Source organism: Burkholderia oklahomensis C6786, from assembly GCF_000959365.1.
Lineage (GTDB): Bacteria > Pseudomonadota > Gammaproteobacteria > Burkholderiales > Burkholderiaceae > Burkholderia > Burkholderia oklahomensis.
This window is the reverse complement of sequence record NZ_CP009555.1, coordinates 1,351,679-1,367,543: the sequence shown is the minus strand read 5'-3', so window position 1 is coordinate 1,367,543 and position 15,865 is coordinate 1,351,679. Positions and strand designations below refer to the sequence as shown.

The following is a 15,865-nucleotide window of genomic DNA, read 5'->3' as shown; positions in this document are numbered from 1 at the left end:
ATCAGCGGCTCGCGAGCGCGCGCGCGGCGCTCGACGATTCGTCTGCCGTTTGCGTGCCCGCATCGCGCCAGACGACGCGATTGTCGACCGCATAGAGCTGGCACTGTCCGGCGCCTTGCTTGCGGCAGCCTTCGAGCGCGAGCGCCATCGGATCGTCGCCGCCTTCGGCCCACGACCACGCGCCTTCGCTCGACACCGCGAACGCGCGGCTCGGATGCTGCGCGAGGAAGCGGCGATACGCGGCGCGGCCGGCGTCGTCGACGAACGGCACGGCTTCGACCGCGTCGATCGCCGCGTAGCCGGTCGCCTTCGGCTCGTGCGGATTCGCGACCGCGTAGCGGACCGAGGTAGGCAGATTCAGCTGCGCGAGGAACGACGCGACGGGCGGCCACCAGATCGGCACGCCGTCGCGGTCGACGATGATCCGGTGCGCGTCGTCCTTGTAGCGGCCGAAGTCGACGAAGAGCGTGCTCGCGCCGTGCGACGTGTACGCGTCGCGCAACTGCGCGACGAGCGCGGGCGACCACACCGAGTCGTTGTCGCCGTACAGCCACAGCGACGGCACGTGCGTGCGCGAGCCGTACGTGTCGAATGCGTTGACGAGGTTCTTCTGCCAGCCTTCGCAGAGATCCTGGCGCAGCCCGCCCGAGAAGTTGATGATTCCGCGCACGCCGCGCGCGGCTTCGGTGCCGTACGCGAGCGACACGAGCCCGCCATGCGACGTGCCCGCGACGACGACGTGCCGCGCGTCGACGTAAGGCAGCTTCGACATGTAGCCGATCGTCGCGGCGACGTCGCGCGCCTGCGCGACGCCGTTGCGCTCGACGTCGCAGCCTTCCTGGATGTACGTGCCGCCCGAGCCCGCGAAGCCTTCGCGGTTCGGCGCGACGACCGCGTAGCCGCGCCGCACGAACTCGCGCGCGAACGACAGCGGCCGGCTGCGCGGCTGCGCGCGCAGATCGCCGGGATTCTTGCCGTGGTTGAAGACGACGAGCGGGAACGGGCCCGGGCCGTCCGGCTTGAACACCGTCGCCTCGAGCGTGACCGAGCCGGCCGCGTCGACCGGAATGCGGATGATCGTTTCGTTGAGATTCGCGGCGACGGGCGGCAGGCCCGAATCGCCGTAGTCGAAGCGCTCGGCGTTCGCGAACGCGCCGGGCGCGGCGGCAGGCGCGGACGGAATGCCGGACGGCAGCGGACCGGCCTGAGCGGCCGACAGCACGCATGCCGCGATCCATCCCGTCATCACCTTGCCAAATGCCATGCCCGAGCCCACCGACGCGAATTGCACCAAAGTGGGCCATCCTAGCCTGACAAATTTCGGTTGTGCAATGCCGGAATTACCCGGCATGGCGAAATGCGTCGCCAGGCCGCGGATATTGGCCGAGGTGGACTCAGCGGTCGCTTACATCGCCGTCGACGTAGCGCCACGCGCCTTGCGCGTCGCGCGTGAAGCGGCTCGTTTCGTGCATCCGGTGCGCGCGTCCGCCGACTTTGTAGCGTGCGACGAATTCGACTTCGGCGTGCGTATCGTCGAGCTGCGCATGACGCTTGATCGCGAGGCCGAGCCAGCGCGGCGCGTCCGCGCGGCCGGCGTCGGCGTCGAGATCGGGCGGGCAGGTGCGCGGGTCCCAGGTCGCGCGCAGGTAGTCGGCCGCGCCGAGCACGTAGGCGCTATAGCGCGAGCGCATCAGCTCGAGCGCCGTCGAGGCGGGGGCATGCGCGTCGATCAGGCGTCCGCAGCAATCCGCGTAGCGCGGCGCCCGCGCACTCGCGGACGCGCCGGGCGCGGCGCCGCCGCACGGACAGTCGAGCGGGCGCTCGGAGAGATTCGTCGTGGCTTGCATCGTGATTCGAGGGACGGGTCGGCCGGCTCACCAGCCGAGCTCGACGCCGTCGTATTGGAAGAAGCGGCCGTTCGCATGCTCGCGGTCGCCCGACGCCTGCGCGATCACGCGGCGCATGCCGGCGACGCTCGCCTGCGGCTCGAGCGCGGCCTGCGCGCCGCCCATGTCGGTGCGCACCCAGCCCGGATGCAGCGCGATGCAGGCCGCATGCCGCGCCTGCAGCGACGCGATCCGCAGCGCGTCGTTCACCGCCGCCTTGCTCGCGCGATACAGCCAGCCCGTCGTGCCGGTCGCCTCGCTGATGCTGCCCATCTTGCTCGACAGCACCGCGAGGACGCCGCGGCTCTCCTCGACGAGCGGCAGCAGGACCGGCAGCAGCAGCATCGGGCCGAGCACGTTCGTGTGCATCACCGCGTCGAAGTCCTCCGCGCTGACGGGCTCGACGCCCGCCGTGCGCGGACCGTACACGCCCGACACGACGACGGCCGCGTCGAGCGCGACGTCGCCCAGCTGCCCGTCGAACGCGGCGACCGCTTCGGGCTGCGCGACGTCGAGCGCGAGCGCGCGCGCGCCGATCGAATCGAGTGACGCGAGCGACGCTTCGTCGCGCGCGGTGGCGATCACGCGCCAGCCGTCGTGCAGATATTGGCGCGCGAACTCGCGGCCGATGCCGCGCGATGCGCCGACGATCAATACGGTCTTCATCGGAGGACTCCTGTTCGGGTGCGCGTCGGATCGGTCAGATCAGCTCGATGCCCATCGCGGTCGCCTCGCCGCCGCCGATGCACAGGCTCGCGACGCCGCGCTTGGCCGCGCGCGCGCGCAGCGCGCCGATCAGCGTGACGAGGATGCGGGCGCCCGATGCGCCGATCGGATGGCCGAGCGCGCACGCGCCGCCGTTCACGTTCACCTTGTCGTGCGGCAGGTCGTGCTCCTTCATCGCCGCCATCGTGACGACCGCGAACGCCTCGTTGATCTCGTACAGATCGACTTCGGCCGCGCGCCAGCCGTTCTTGTCGAGCAGGCGGCGGATCGCGCCGACGGGCGCCGTCGTGAACTTCGACGGCGCCTGCGCGAACGTCGAATGGCCGACGACGCGCGCGAGCGGCGCGACGCCCAGCCTGTCCGCCGTCGAGCGGCGCATCATCACGAGCGCGGCCGCGCCGTCGGAGATCGACGACGCATTCGCGGCGGTCACGGTGCCCGTCTTGCTGAACGCGGGCTTGAGCGTCGGAATCTTCTCGGGGCTCGCCTTGAACGGCTGCTCGTCGCGCGCGACGATCGTTTCGCCCTTCTTGCCGGCGACCGTCACGGGCGCGATTTCCCACGCGAACGAGCCGTCTTCGTTCGCCCGCTTCGCGCGCGCGAGCGATTCGATCGCGAACGCGTCCTGCGCCTCGCGCGTGAACGCGTACTCGCCCGCGCATTCCTCGGCGAACGTGCCCATCAGGCGGCCCTTCTCGTACGCGTCCTCGAGGCCGTCGAGGAACATGTGGTCGAGCACCTGGCCGTGGCCCATCCGCATCCCCGCGCGCGCCTTCGGCAGCAGGTACGGCGCGTTCGTCATGCTTTCCATGCCGCCCGCGACCGCCACGTCGACCGAGCCCGCGACGAGCATGTCGTGCGCGAACATCGCCGCGCGCATGCCCGAGCCGCACATCTTGTTGACCGTCGTGCAGCCGACGGAAAGCGGCAGCTTCGCGCCGAGCGCGGCTTGCCGCGCCGGGGCCTGGCCCTGACCCGCGGGCAGCACGCAGCCCATGATCACTTCGTCGATCTGCTCCGGTTTCAGGCCCGCGCGCTCGAGCGCCGCGGCGATCGCGGCCGCGCCCAGCTGCGGCGCGGCGAGCGATGCGAAGTCGCCCTGGAAGCCCGCGATCGGCGTGCGCGCCGCCGAAGCGATGACGATCGGATCCTGATCAACAGCCGTCATGTTTCGTCTCCTTGATGGTTTTGGCAATGAGATCGACCGCGCCGGCGAGCTGCGCCGCGTCGGCCGCCACGACGTCATTGTCCGCCGAATGCGCGCCTTTTGCCGAGAGCGCGCCGACCGCGCGGCGGTACGTCGCATCCAGTTCGCCGGGATGCGACACCGACATCCCGAGATTGCGCATCCGGCCGTCATGCACGCCGTACACGAGCGCGTGCACGGTGAGCGGCTGGCCGCGCGCCCACGCGTCGTTGACGATCGTCGTGCGGCACACGTTGACGACCTGCTCGATCGAATTGAGTTCGATGAGGCGCCGGTAGCGCGCTTCGCCGAGCGGCCATTCGTCGAGCAGCGACGCGTGCTTCTCGCGCACGTCCTGCACGTGATGCAGCCAGTTGTCCGCGAGCCCGACGCGGCGGTTGTGCAGCGCCGCGTTCACGCCCGAGCAGCCGTAGTGGCCGACGACCATGATGTGCTTGACCTTCAGCAGATCGACCGCGAACTGGATCACGGACAGGCAGTTGAGGTCGGTGTGCACGACGACGTTCGCGATGTTGCGGTGGACGAACACTTCGCCGGGCGGCAGGCCGATGATCTGGTTCGCGGGCACCCGCGAATCGGAGCAGCCGATCCACAGATATTCGGGTGCCTGCTGGTCGGCGAGGCGCGAAAAGTATTGCGGGTCGCCGGCGAGCTTGCGCTTGACCCAGGCGTCGTTGTTGTCGAACAGATGGGAGAGCGGATGGTCGTTCGTGTTCATCTCAAGTCGTTTTCGTGGGATGAAAAAGGGGCATGCGTGCGCGGCGGGCGGCCGCGCTCATGCGGCGGCGCGCTTGCCGGCGTCCGCCGCGTCGCCTTCGGAGAAACGCGCCGGATAGCGGATGCAGAAGCGCAGCGCCGGCTCGTAAGCGAAGAAATCGGGCAGCTCGCCGCGCAGCAGGCGGTCCTTGCTGTCCTGCCAGAGCTGCGGATCGAAGAAGTCGGCGTGATGCTTCATGAAGTATTCGCGCACGCGCGGCTCGCCGAGCAGGAACGGCGCGTAGGTTTCCGGGAAGATGTCGTGCGGGCCGACCGTATACCACGGCTCGTCGGACATCTCGTCTTCTTCGTTGCGCGGCGGCGGCACGCGGCGGACGTTGCAGTCGGTCAGGTACTCGATCTCGTCGTAGTCGTAGAACACGACGCGCCCGTGGCGCGTGACGCCGAAGTTCTTGTACAGCATGTCGCCGGGGAAGATGTTCGCCTGGATCAGCTCCTTCACCGCGTTGCCGTACTCGCGCACGCCGTGCTCGATCTTCGCGTCGTTGCCGCTTTGCAGATACAGGTTGAGCGGCACCATCCGGCGCTCGATGTACAGGTGCTTGATGACGAGGTTGTCGCCTTCGTATTCGAGCAGCGACGGCACTTCCTTTTCGAGCTCGCGCACGAGCGCGTCGTCGAGCCGCGCGAGCGGCAGCGCGACGCTCGAATATTCGAGCGTGTCCGCCATCCGGCCGAGACGGTCGTGGCGCTTGACGAGCAGGTACTTGTCCATGATCTGCTCGCGCGTCGTGTCCTTCGGCGGCGGGAAGTGGTCCTTGATCATCTTGAACACGTACGGGAACGACGGCAGCGTGAACACGAGCATCACGAGCCCCTTGATGCCGGGGGCGACGATGAAGCGGTCGCTCGAATGCGACAGGTGATGCAGCAGATCGCGGTAGAACAGGTTCTTGCCCTGCTTCTGCAGGCCCACCGACGTGTAGATCTCGGCCTTCGGCTTGCCCGGCATGATCGAGCGCAGGAACTGCACGTACGCGGACGGCACGTTCATGTCGACGAGGAAGTACGAGTGCGAGAAGCTGAAGATGATCTTCAGCAGGTCGCGGCGCAGCAGCACGGTGTCGAGCGCGAGAAGGCCGGGGCGCACGTGGCGGATCGGCACCGCGAACGGCAGCACGCGGTCGCCGTTGATGATGCGCCCGATGATGTACGCGGTCTTGTTCCGGTAGAACAGCGACGACAGCACGTGGATCTGGAAATTCACCGCTTCGTCGAACGCGCCGAACTCGTCGTGGATCGCCTGCATGATGCACGCGATGTCGCGCTCGAGATCCTCGAACGGCGGGTTCAGCTGGAAGTTCGTGACGATCCGCTCGAGCGTCGCCGCGAGCCCTTCGCTGCCCGGATAGTACGCGCGGTAGGTCGGCTTCCCGGCGGGTTCGTCGTTCTCGATGTACTCGGTCGAGATCGCCGGGCGCACGAAGATGAAGTCGTTGTTGAAGTACGAGCGGTGCAGGATCTTGCAGCACACCGAATTGAAGAACGTCTCCGCGCATTCGGGCTGGCGGTGCGACGTCAGGAGACCGATGTAATGGAGCTTGATCTGCGGCCAGACTTCGCTGTCGATGTTCTCCGCGTCGTACTCGTCCTGGAGCAGCTCGACGCATTCGCGCACGCGGTCGTCGTACGACGTGATGCGCTCGCGCGCGAGCCGCTGCAGCCCGTGCCAGTCCGCGCGCTCGAACAGATCCTTCGCCTCGACGGCCGCTTCGCGGAAGATCCGGTAGTGGCGATCGAAGTTCTCGAGGATCGTCTGCGCGACGTCGAAGCCGATCTGCGAGGACAGCAGTTTGGGAAAGTGATTCATCGTGCGCGGGCTCACGGGCGGAAAGCTCACGCCATTTTAGCGCCGGGACGGCGCGCTTTAGGCAAAGCGGGGAGATTCGGCGCAGGCGGCCCGCGCGGCCGGTTCGGCGACGATCGACGACGTTCAGCGGATCTTCCCGCAACGATCGGGATTTGCGCGGGATCGTGGCGCGATCTTTTTTCGGGGGGCGCGAAGGCGGTCCGACGCGCCGCCGCGCGTTGAGCGATAGAATCGGTTCCGGCTCGCGCCGCGCCGCGTGCCCGACGACAACGCAACGAGACACCCCCGATGAACGCACTGGAACACCAACTCGATTACCCGTTCGCCGACACGCTGCCCGAGCCGGGCGGCTTCGTCGAGGTCGCGCCGGGCGTGCGCTGGCTGCGCATGCCGCTGCCGTTCGCGCTCGACCACATCAACCTCTGGCTGCTGCGCGACGAGATCGACGGGCAGGCGGGCTGGACGATCGTCGACTGCGGGATCGCGTCGGCGGACATCAAGGCGCATTGGGAGCGGATCTTCGACGCGCACCTGGACGGCCTGCCCGTGCTGCGCGTGATCGTCACGCACTGCCATCCGGATCATTTCGGACTCGCGAACTGGCTGTGCGAAGGCGGCGACGGCGCGCGCTGGAACGTGCGGCTGTGGATGACGCTCGGCGAATACCTGTTCGGCTGCCTGATGTCGGCCGGCAACGGCTCGAACGCGGGCGGGCCGGGCGCGGCCGGGCACTTCGCGCGCCATGGCCTGACCGACGCCGCCGCGCTCGACAAGCTGCGCAACCGCCGCAGCTACTACGAGGATCTCGTGCCCGGCGTGCCGCCGCGCTACCGGCGGCTGCGCGAGGGCGACGCGGTCGAGATCGGCGGACGCGAATGGCGCGTCGTCACGGGCTACGGCCATTCTCCCGAACATTGCGCGCTCCACGGCGCGGCCGACGGCGTGCTGATCTCCGGCGACATGGTGCTGCCGCGGATCTCGACGAACGTGTCGGTGTTCGATCTCGAGCCGGAGGCGAATCCGCTCGCGCTCTATCTGGGCTCGCTCGGCCGCTACGAGGCGATGGCGGCCGACACGCTCGTGCTGCCGTCGCACGGCAAGCCGTTCCGCGGGCTGCGGACGCGGATCGCGCAGTTGCGCGCGCATCACGACGCGCGGCTCGCCGAGGTGCGCGACGCGTGCCGCGAGCGGCCGTCGAGCGCGGCCGACATCGTGCCGATCATGTTCCGGCGGCGCGAGCTCGACATTCATCAGATGACTTTCGCGTTCGGCGAGGCGATCGCGCACCTGAACCTGCTGTGGCTCGCGGGCGAGCTCGTGCGCGAGACGGGCGCGGACGGCGTGATCCGGTTCCGGCTCGCGGGCTGACGCGGCCGGCGGCGCGGCGGCTCGGCTTTACTGCACCGATACCGCGTCGAAGTGCTGCCGTCCGAACGGGCTCACGCGATAGCCGGCGACGTTCGGGCGCGTGATCGCCGCGGCCGTCGGATAGCCGAGCGGAATCCACAGCGCCTCGTCGTGGATGATCTTCTGCGCGGCTTCATACAGCTTCGCGCGCTTCGTCTGGTCGGCGGTTTCCTTGCCGTCGGTGATCAGCTTGTCGAGCTTCGGATCGCAATAGCGCGCGAAGTTGAGCCCCGACTTCACCGCGTTGCAGCTGAATTGCGGCGTGAGGATGTTGTCCGGATCGCCGTTGTCGCCGGCAAAGCCCATGAACAGCAGGTCGTGCTGGCCGAGCTTCGCCTGCTTGATCAGCTCGCCCCATTCGATCACCTTCACGTCCGCCTTCACGCCGATCTTCGCGAGGTCCGCCTGCAGCAGCTCCGCGCCCGCCTTCGGGTTCGGGTTCAGCACGCTGCCCGTCGGGCGCACCCAGATCGTCGTCGAGAAGCCGTTCGGGAAGCCCGCCGACGCGAGCAGCTGCTTCGCCTTCGCCGGATCGTGCGGATACGGCGCGATCGATTTCGCATAGCTCCACGTGTTCGGCGGGTACGGGTTCGTCGCGGGCGTCGCGGTGTTGTCGAACACGACCTTCAGGTAGGTCGCGCGATCGAACGCGAGATTGATCGCCTCGCGGACCTTGTCGTTGTCGAGCGGCTTCTTCTGCGTGTTGAGCGCGACGAACGCGGTCATGAACGCGGGCGTCTCGACGACCTTCAGCGCACGGTCGGCCTTCGCCGCCGCGACGTCCTGCGGCTTCGGCGACAGCGCGATCTGGCATTCGCCCGCCTTCACCTTCTGCGCGCGCACCGACGCGTCGGGCGTGATCGCGTAGATGAGGCGCTCGACCTTCGGCTTCGGCCCCCAGTACGTCGGGTTCGCTTCGTAGCGGATCACCGCGTCCTTCGTGTAGCTCTTCAGCACGAACGGACCAGTGCCGATCGGCTTCGCGTTCAGGTCGGTCTGCTTGCCCGCCTTGAGAAGCTGATCCGCGTACTCGGCCGAGTAGATCGACGCGAAGCCCATCGTCAGGATCGGCACGAACGTCGCGTTGGGCTCGTTCAGCTCGAACTTCACGGTGTCGTTGTCGACCTTCGTGACCGCCTTCACGAGCTTCACGAGCCCCATCGACTGCGCATGCGGAAAGCCGCTCGCGCCCGCGACCTTGTGCCAAGGATTCGCGTCGTCGAGCATCCGGCTGAACGTGAAGACGACGTCGTCGGCATCGAGCGTGCGCGTCGGCTTGAAGTAGTCGGTCGTCTGGAACGCGACGTTGGGGCGCAGATGGAACGTGTACGAGAGGCCGTCGGCGCTGACGTCCCATTTGTCCGCGAGCGCGGGCACCACCTTCTTCGCCGCTTCGTCGTACGACACGAGCGTGTTGAAGATGACGTCGGCGGACGCGTTCGTCGTGACGAGCGAGTTGTACTGCACGACGTCGAAGCCGTCCGGGCTCGACTCGGTGCAGACCGTCAGCGGTTTCGCGGCGACGACGGCGGGGGCGGCGGCGATGAGCGCGGCGGCGATGAGCGTGAAGCGCATGAGATCTCCCACGTGGCTTGATTCTGATGACGGCGGGCGGCAACGCCGCAGCGGCCGCGCGCCAGCGGGATAGCATACCGTCAATATGCGCTCGACGTTAATCGGCGTCGGAACGCGCCATGTCGCGACGCCGGAATCGCCGCCGCAGCGGCGCGGTGCTGCGGGGCAGCGGCGTTACGTCAGCTCGATCGCCAGCGCGGCCGCCTCGCCGCCGCCGATGCGCAGGCTCGCGACGCCGCGCCGCGCTCGCGCTGCACGCCGAGCAGCGTGACGACGATGCGCGCGCCCGACGCGCCGATCGGATGGCCGATCGCGCATGCGCCGCCGTGCGCGTTCACGCGTGCGCGCGGCAGGCCGGATTCGCGCATCGTCGCCATCGCCATCGCCATCGCCATCGCCATCGGCACGACCGCGAACGCTTCGTTGATCTCGTAATAGTCGACGTCCGACGGCTGCCAGCCGGTGCGCGCGAACCGCTTGCGCAGCGCGCCGATCGGCGCCGTCATGAACCATTCGGGCGCCTGCGCGTGTGACGCACGGCGCAAGGCCGCCGCGCCGCGCAGCATGAAGCGCCACGTGCCGCGCGCCGCGTGGGCGGGGCGGCGCCGAACGGCGAATCAGTTCGAGAGCGCCTCGGCGAGTGCGAAGATCTCGGCGTCGAGCGCCTGCATGTTCCGCTTGCCGACGCGCCGGTACACCTCGCTCTGCGCCGCTTCCCAATCGGCGCGGGACGCCTTGTACAACGCGGCGCCCTTCGGTGTGAGGCTCCATAAGCGCACTCGCTGATCGTCGCCGGATTCGGCGCGCACGAGCTGATTCGATTGCAGCGTCGCGAGCGTGCGGCTCAGCGTGGTCTGGTCGAGCAGCAGACGCGTCGCGAGCTCGCCCGTCGGCAGCGTGCCGCAGCCGTGCAGCGCCGCGAGGATCGTGAACTGCGTCACGCGGATGCCGTGCTTCGCGAGATGCGCGTCATAGAGCGACGTGATTGCGCGCGAGGCCTGGCGCAACGTGCCGCAGTGGCACAGGAGTCTCATCGGAGCGTCGCTCATCGCGGGTCCTTTGGAAGGGTTCGTCGGCAACGAACATTCTATGACGCACAAAATGCATATGCATGATTTCGTGTCGATCGGCGGCATATCTTGGCAGTGTCTCGCCGTCTTGGCAGGCGAATCGATGCATATGCATCGATTAGGCGGCGGGCTGTGCGTGCCGAACTCGACGCGTGCGGCTTCGTCCGGGGTGCGGCGGTGTCCGTTTGCGCATGCGCAAACGGCGCAGGCCGTGCGAATGCGTGACGGAGCGCGATCGGGACGCGAAGGCGCAGTGCGGGATGTGCGGCCGTTGGTCGGCGACGGCGGCGGCGAGCGGGCCGCGGGGCGCGAAGCTCGTTGCGATTGTCGGCCGAGGCTTGTTCTTGGCACGGCGTCGTTCGGCGGATGTTCGACCGACGAGCGAACGAGAGGTGAGAAGCGAGAGGCGAGGAGGGCGAAGCGAGAGGCGAGAGGCGCGGCACGAAGCGCAACGCTCAACGGCAACGAGAAAAACGACGAACGGCGAACCGGCGAACGACGGCAGACGCCGCCCGCGACCCCGTTCAGCCCGCCTTCGCCCGCGGCTTGCGCGGCGCTTTCTCGAAGAGGCGGTCGTACAGCCAGCGCGGCATCACGTGCAGCAGCTTCGCGACGACGCCCATCTGCCAGGGAATCACGCGAAACGCCGCCTTCTGCGCGATCGCGAGCGCCGCGCGCTTCGCGAAGCGGTCCGCGTCCATCAGGAACGGCATCGGATACGGGTTGTGCTCGGTCATCGGCGTGCGGATGTAGCCGGGCGCGATCGTCACGACTGCAACCTGCGCGGGCCGCAGCTCGACGCGGAGCGCCTCGAGATACTTGATCGCCGCCGACTTCGACGCGCTGTACGCGCCCGACCCCGGCAGCCCGCGCACGCCGGCGACGCTCGCGACGCCGACGAGCGTGCCGCGCCGCGCGGCCGTCATCGGCGCGATGAACGGCTCGAACGTCGCGACCATCCCGTAGTAGTTGACGTCCATGATCTCGCGGAACGCGGCGAGATCGCCTTCGCCCGTGATCGCGCCCTTGCTGATGCCGGCGTTCGCGATCACGACGTCCGGACAGCCGTGCGCGGAGACGAAGCGCGCCGCGGCGAGCGCGAGCGCGTCGGCGTCGCGCACGTCGGCCGGGTAGATCGAGATCGTGGCTTTGGGGAAGCGTTGCGCGAACTCGGCGAGCGCATCCGCGCGCCGCGCGACGAGGCCGAGCGTCGCGCCCTGCCGCGCATATTCGGCGGCGAGCGCGAGGCCGAGGCCGCTGGACGCGCCGGTGATGAAGACCTTGAGGGGAAGGGGGGCGTTCATGCCGGCGCGGCGCGGGGCGGGGCGTTACAGCTTCTTGTCCTGCACTTGCTTGACGAGGTAGTCGAGCACTTGCGCGGTGCCTTCCAGGCTGTTCGTGTACGCCGGGCCCGTCTTGTACTTGCCCTGGACGACGATCGTCGGCACGCCGTCGATGTTGTAGCTCTTCAGCAGCTCGGCCGATTGCTTCACCTGGCTCTGCACGCTGAACGAGTTGTACGCATCGAGGAACTTCTTCTTGTCGACGCCTTGCGTCGCGAGGAAGTCGGCCTGCGCCTGCGGCGTCAGCAGATAGTTCTTCTCCTTGTGGATCGCGTTGAACACGGCGGGCGTGACCTTTTCGGAGATGCCGAGCGCCGACAGCGCATAGAACAGCTTCGAGTGCGGGATGAAGTCGTCGCGGAACGCGACCGGCACGCGCTTGAACGCGATCTTGTCGCCTTGCTTCTTCACCCACGCTTCGACCGTCGGCTCGAACTCGTAGCAGTGCGGGCAGCCGTACCAGAAGAACTCGATCACCTCGACCTTGCCGGCCGGCGCGGACACCGGCTGCGGCGACTTCATCACTTCGAAGTCCTTGCCGGTCACGGGCGCGGCGGGCGACGCCTGCGCGAAACCCGCGACGAGGCTCAGGGACAGGAACAGCGTGCTAAGCAGTTTTTTCATGTTCGAACGTTCAATCGGTTGCGTGGGTAACGATGCCGGGCGACGGCGCAGCTTACTGCTTCGTAAAGCGGATCACGGCGGTATCGACTCCCGCATCGGACAACCGCTGACGCGCGGAGTTCATGTCCTCGAATTTCGAGAACGGCCCGATCCGCACGCGGAAGTAGGTGACGCCGCTCACGTCGCGCTTCGACACCTTCGACTCGAAGCCCTGGAAGCCCAGGCGCGCGCGCTGCTGCTCGGCGTCCGACTCGGTCTTGTACGCGCCCACCTGCAGGAAGTAGCCGGTGTTCGCGTCGGCGCCCGGCGCCGGCTTCGCGGCGGCCGTCGTCGCCGACGACGCGCCCTTCGGCGCCTGCGCGGTCTTCGGCGGCGTCGCGGCGCCCGCCGACGTGTTGTTGTTCGCGACGTGCGGCGCCGAGCTGCCGTTCGCGGCCGTCTGCGGCTTCTTCGCGGGCGGCGGCGTGATGTCGGCGGGCTTCGGCGCGACGGCGACGCCATTGTCCGCGGCATTGTTCGACGCGCTCGACGAGCCGTTGCCGTTATTCGACGACGGCACCTCGACGATCTGCGGCTCGGGCAGCAGCGGCGGCTGGCTCGGGTTCGCTGCCTGGCCGGGCGCCGTGTTCGGTGGCGCGGGCTGCGCGGCCTGCGGCGTGACCGGCTGGCCGGGCGTCTTGCCCTGCAGCGCGCGGTTCGGGTCGAACTGCTGCGGCTGGCTCGCGTTGTTGTCGGCGGGCGGCGCGACCTTCGACACGAACGGCGACGGCGCGCGGGTGATATAGAGCGCCACCACTACCGCGATGGCCAGGCCGACGATGAGGCCCAGCACGATACCAAGAAATGTTCCTCCGGCTTGTTTCGATTGCTTCGACGTGCGGCGTGGTTTTGCCATTGCTTGAGTCACCTGCGAAAAATTTCGTGAAACAGCCGCGGCGCGCTGCACCGCGGCGCTTGGCCGACGGCCTCGGCTTTACATCTTGCTGGGCGCGGACACGCCCAGCATCGCGAGACCGTTCTCGAGCACCTGGCGCGTCGCCGCGAGGAGCGCGACGCGCGCGGTGCGCAACGCTTCTTCGTCGACGAGAACGCGCTCCGCATTGTAGAACGAGTGAAACTCGCTCGCGAGGTCGCGCAGGTAGAACGCGACCGCGTGCGGCGCGAGCTCGCTCGCCGCGTGCGCGAGCACGTCCGGGTACTCGGCGAGCTTCTGCATCAGCGCCATCGCCTGCTTGCTGTCGAGCGGCGACAGGTCCGCGTTCGCGAAGAGCGCGTCGGTCGCGCCGTAGCGCGATTTCCATTCGTTGAGCACCGAGCAGATCCGCGCATGCGCGTACTGCACGTAATAGACCGGGTTTTCGTCGTTCTGTTTCAGCGCGAGATCGATGTCGAACACGAATTCGGTGTCCGCCTTGCGGGAAATCAGGAAGAAACGCACCGCGTCGCGGCCGCGCGTGATCGTCGCCTCGTCGAGCAGGTCGGGCGACGCCTCCGAACCCGGCGTCGCGCCGCCCGACCATTCGATCAGGTCGCGCACCGTCACGTAGCTGCCCGCGCGCTTCGAGATCTTGACTTCCTGGCCGTCGCGCATGACCGTCACCATCTTGTGCAGCACGTAGTCGGGATAGCCCTTCGGAATCCCGATGTGCAGCCCCTGCAGCCCCGCGCGCACGCGCGCGATCGTGCCGTGGTGATCGGAGCCCTGGATGTTGATGACCTTCGTGAAGCCGCGCTCCCACTTCGTCACGTGATACGCGACGTCCGGCACGAAGTACGTGTACGTGCCGTCCGTCTTGCGCATCACGCGATCCTTGTCGTCGCCCTCGTCGGTCGTGCGCAGCCACAGCGCGCCTTCCTGCTCGTAGGTCATGCCGGCCTCGATCAGCGCGTCGACCGTTTTCTCGACGCGGCCTTCCGTGTAGAGCGACGACTCCAGATAATACTGGTCGAACTTCACGCCGAACGCCTTCAGGTCCATGTCCTGTTCGCGGCGCAGGTACGTGACCGCGAACTTGCGGATCGCTTCGAGATCCTCGACGTCGCGCTTGCCCGTCACCGGCTGGCCGTCGCTCGCGGCGACGGTCTCGCCGTTCAGGTAGTCGCGCGCGATGTCGGCGATGTATTCGCCGTTGTACGCGGCCTCGGGCCAGCCCGCGTCGCCCGGCTTCAGGCCCCGGGCGCGCGCCTGCGTCGAGATCGCGAGATTGCCGATCTGCACGCCCGCGTCGTTGTAGTAGAACTCGCGGTGCACCGCGTAGCCCTGGCTCGCGAGCACGTTCGCGAGCGCGTCGCCGAGCGCCGCCTGGCGGCCGTGGCCGACGTGCAGCGGGCCCGTCGGGTTCGCGGACACGAATTCGAGCAGCACGCGCTTGCCGTGGTCGCGGCTCGACGCGCCGAACGCGCGGCCCTCGGCGAACACCGCGCCGATCACCGCCTGCTTCGACGCGGGCGTCAAGCGCAGGTTGATGAAGCCGGGGCCGGCGATCTCGGCCGCATCGACGAGGCCCGCCGCTTCGGGCTGCGCGGTCAGCGCGGCGACGATTCGCTCGGCGAGCTGGCGCGGGTTCGCGCCGAGCGGCTTCGCGAGCTGCAGCGCGACATTGCACGCGACGTCGCCGTGCGCGGCGACCTTCGGGCGCTCGAGGGCGATCGCGGGGAGGACGAATGCGGCGTCGGCGTCGCCTTTCGACGCCTGGACGACCTGCTTCACGCTGTTTTCGAGCAGGGTTTCAAGAGTATGTTTTTGAGCAGGCAGCATGCTGGTCGAAGATATCGTTGGCGGCGGTCCCGCCGGGCCGGGCCGCCGTCGCGCCGCACGGCGCGCGTTTCAGGGATCGCTGAATTTTAACAGGTGCTAATATGCCGCTAAGGTGCCAAGCGCCCCCGACGTTTGTTCAGCGCGCCGGCCGGGCGTCCGTCGCGGACGTACGGCGAGCACGACAGGATGAAAAGGGAGTTGTCATGATTACGTTCAAAAGCAAGGCGGCACAAGATCTGGATGTGCTGAAGGATTTCGCAGTCTACGTGCTCGGCGTCGTCGGCAAGCAGCTCGGCGAGCGCGGCGTGATCACGTCCGACGAGCTCGACGACGCGATCGCGAAGCTCGAAGGCGCCGTCAGCCAGGCCAAGCAGGCGCGGGCCGAGCACGCGGGCCACTTCCATGAAGACGAACCCGATCATCCGCACCACGAAGTCGCGCCGAGCCTCGCGCAACGCGTCGCGCCGTTCCTCGTGATGCTGCGTGAAGCGAAGGCGCAGAACGCCGACATCCACTGGGGCTTCTGAGCGCCGTTCGCCGGCCCTCGGCCGCCCGGAAAGCCCGCCTCGTGCGGGCTTTTTGCGTTTTGGGGGCCGCGACGGGCGGCGCGGCCGACCGCCCATCGGCGGCGCGACGACGCATGCGCGCGCCGCCGGCGGAAGCGGATTGCCGCGGCTGCGGT

At 68.3% G+C, this 15,865-nt stretch carries 15 protein-coding genes; 2 read left to right on the top strand and 13 right to left on the bottom strand.

Going from position 1 to position 15,865, the window contains the following annotated elements; all coding sequences use genetic code 11:
• Position 1 precedes the first annotated feature (1 nt).
• The 6 genes from BG90_RS06055 to aceK form a co-directional block, all read right to left on the bottom strand.
• Positions 2–1,264, bottom strand: a complete 1,263-nt coding sequence (locus tag BG90_RS06055) for a dienelactone hydrolase family protein (RefSeq protein WP_162486571.1) — start codon at positions 1,262–1,264, stop codon at positions 2–4.
• A 130-nt stretch (positions 1,265–1,394) separates the two neighbouring features.
• Positions 1,395–1,847: a YchJ family protein gene (locus tag BG90_RS06050; protein ID WP_010101253.1), complete on the bottom strand. Its 453-nt coding sequence runs from the start codon at positions 1,845–1,847 to the stop codon at positions 1,395–1,397.
• Positions 1,848–1,874: 27 nt separating this feature from the next.
• Positions 1,875–2,552 (bottom strand): SDR family oxidoreductase, encoded by a 678-nt coding sequence (locus tag BG90_RS06045; protein WP_010101255.1) that lies wholly within the window; start codon positions 2,550–2,552, stop codon positions 1,875–1,877.
• A 34-nt stretch (positions 2,553–2,586) separates the two neighbouring features.
• Positions 2,587–3,780 carry an acetyl-CoA C-acetyltransferase gene (locus tag BG90_RS06040; RefSeq protein WP_010101256.1) on the bottom strand — a complete coding sequence of 398 codons (1,194 nt, stop codon included), beginning with the start codon at positions 3,778–3,780 and terminating at the stop codon, positions 2,587–2,589.
• A complete protein-coding gene (can, locus tag BG90_RS06035) occupies positions 3,767–4,537 on the bottom strand; it encodes a carbonate dehydratase (protein WP_010101257.1) in 771 nt (256 codons plus the stop codon). The genes BG90_RS06040 and can overlap by 14 nt, the downstream gene beginning before the upstream one ends.
• 57 nt (positions 4,538–4,594) lie before the next feature.
• Complete coding sequence (gene aceK, locus BG90_RS06030) at positions 4,595–6,406, bottom strand: bifunctional isocitrate dehydrogenase kinase/phosphatase (protein ID WP_010101258.1); 1,812 nt, start codon at positions 6,404–6,406, stop codon at positions 4,595–4,597.
• A 288-nt stretch (positions 6,407–6,694) separates the two neighbouring features.
• On the opposite strand from aceK, the gene BG90_RS06025 reads away from it, so the two are divergent.
• Positions 6,695–7,774 (top strand): MBL fold metallo-hydrolase, encoded by a 1,080-nt coding sequence (locus BG90_RS06025; RefSeq protein WP_010101259.1) that lies wholly within the window; start codon positions 6,695–6,697, stop codon positions 7,772–7,774.
• A gap of 27 nt (positions 7,775–7,801) precedes the next feature.
• On the opposite strand, the gene BG90_RS06020 is transcribed toward BG90_RS06025, so the two are convergent.
• The 7 genes from BG90_RS06020 to argS all read right to left on the bottom strand — a co-directional run bounded on the left by BG90_RS06020 (position 7,802) and on the right by argS (position 15,183).
• Positions 7,802–9,388, bottom strand: a complete 1,587-nt coding sequence (locus BG90_RS06020; RefSeq protein WP_010101260.1) for an ABC transporter substrate-binding protein — start codon at positions 9,386–9,388, stop codon at positions 7,802–7,804.
• A gap of 179 nt (positions 9,389–9,567) precedes the next feature.
• A complete protein-coding gene (locus BG90_RS06015) occupies positions 9,568–9,894 on the bottom strand; it encodes a thiolase family protein (protein ID WP_232288856.1) in 327 nt (108 codons plus the stop codon).
• A 111-nt stretch (positions 9,895–10,005) separates the two neighbouring features.
• Positions 10,006–10,422: a MarR family winged helix-turn-helix transcriptional regulator gene (locus BG90_RS06010; protein ID WP_010101263.1), complete on the bottom strand. Its 417-nt coding sequence runs from the start codon at positions 10,420–10,422 to the stop codon at positions 10,006–10,008.
• A 560-nt stretch (positions 10,423–10,982) separates the two neighbouring features.
• Positions 10,983–11,762 (bottom strand): SDR family oxidoreductase, encoded by a 780-nt coding sequence (locus BG90_RS06005; RefSeq protein ID WP_010113629.1) that lies wholly within the window; start codon positions 11,760–11,762, stop codon positions 10,983–10,985.
• A 24-nt stretch (positions 11,763–11,786) separates the two neighbouring features.
• Entirely contained in the window at positions 11,787–12,425 is a 639-nt protein-coding gene (gene dsbA, locus BG90_RS06000) for a thiol:disulfide interchange protein DsbA (RefSeq protein WP_010101267.1), read from the bottom strand.
• Positions 12,426–12,477: 52 nt separating this feature from the next.
• Positions 12,478–13,320: an SPOR domain-containing protein gene (locus tag BG90_RS05995; protein WP_025989618.1), complete on the bottom strand. Its 843-nt coding sequence runs from the start codon at positions 13,318–13,320 to the stop codon at positions 12,478–12,480.
• A gap of 78 nt (positions 13,321–13,398) precedes the next feature.
• The gene (gene argS, locus BG90_RS05990; RefSeq protein ID WP_010101269.1) at positions 13,399–15,183 is read right to left on the bottom strand and encodes an arginine--tRNA ligase; all 1,785 of its coding nucleotides are present in this window, start codon (positions 15,181–15,183) and stop codon (positions 13,399–13,401) included.
• 203 nt (positions 15,184–15,386) lie between these two features.
• On the opposite strand from argS, the gene BG90_RS05985 reads away from it, so the two are divergent.
• Positions 15,387–15,710 (top strand): DUF1840 domain-containing protein, encoded by a 324-nt coding sequence (locus BG90_RS05985; RefSeq protein WP_010101270.1) that lies wholly within the window; start codon positions 15,387–15,389, stop codon positions 15,708–15,710.
• Positions 15,711–15,865: the final 155 nt, after the last annotated feature.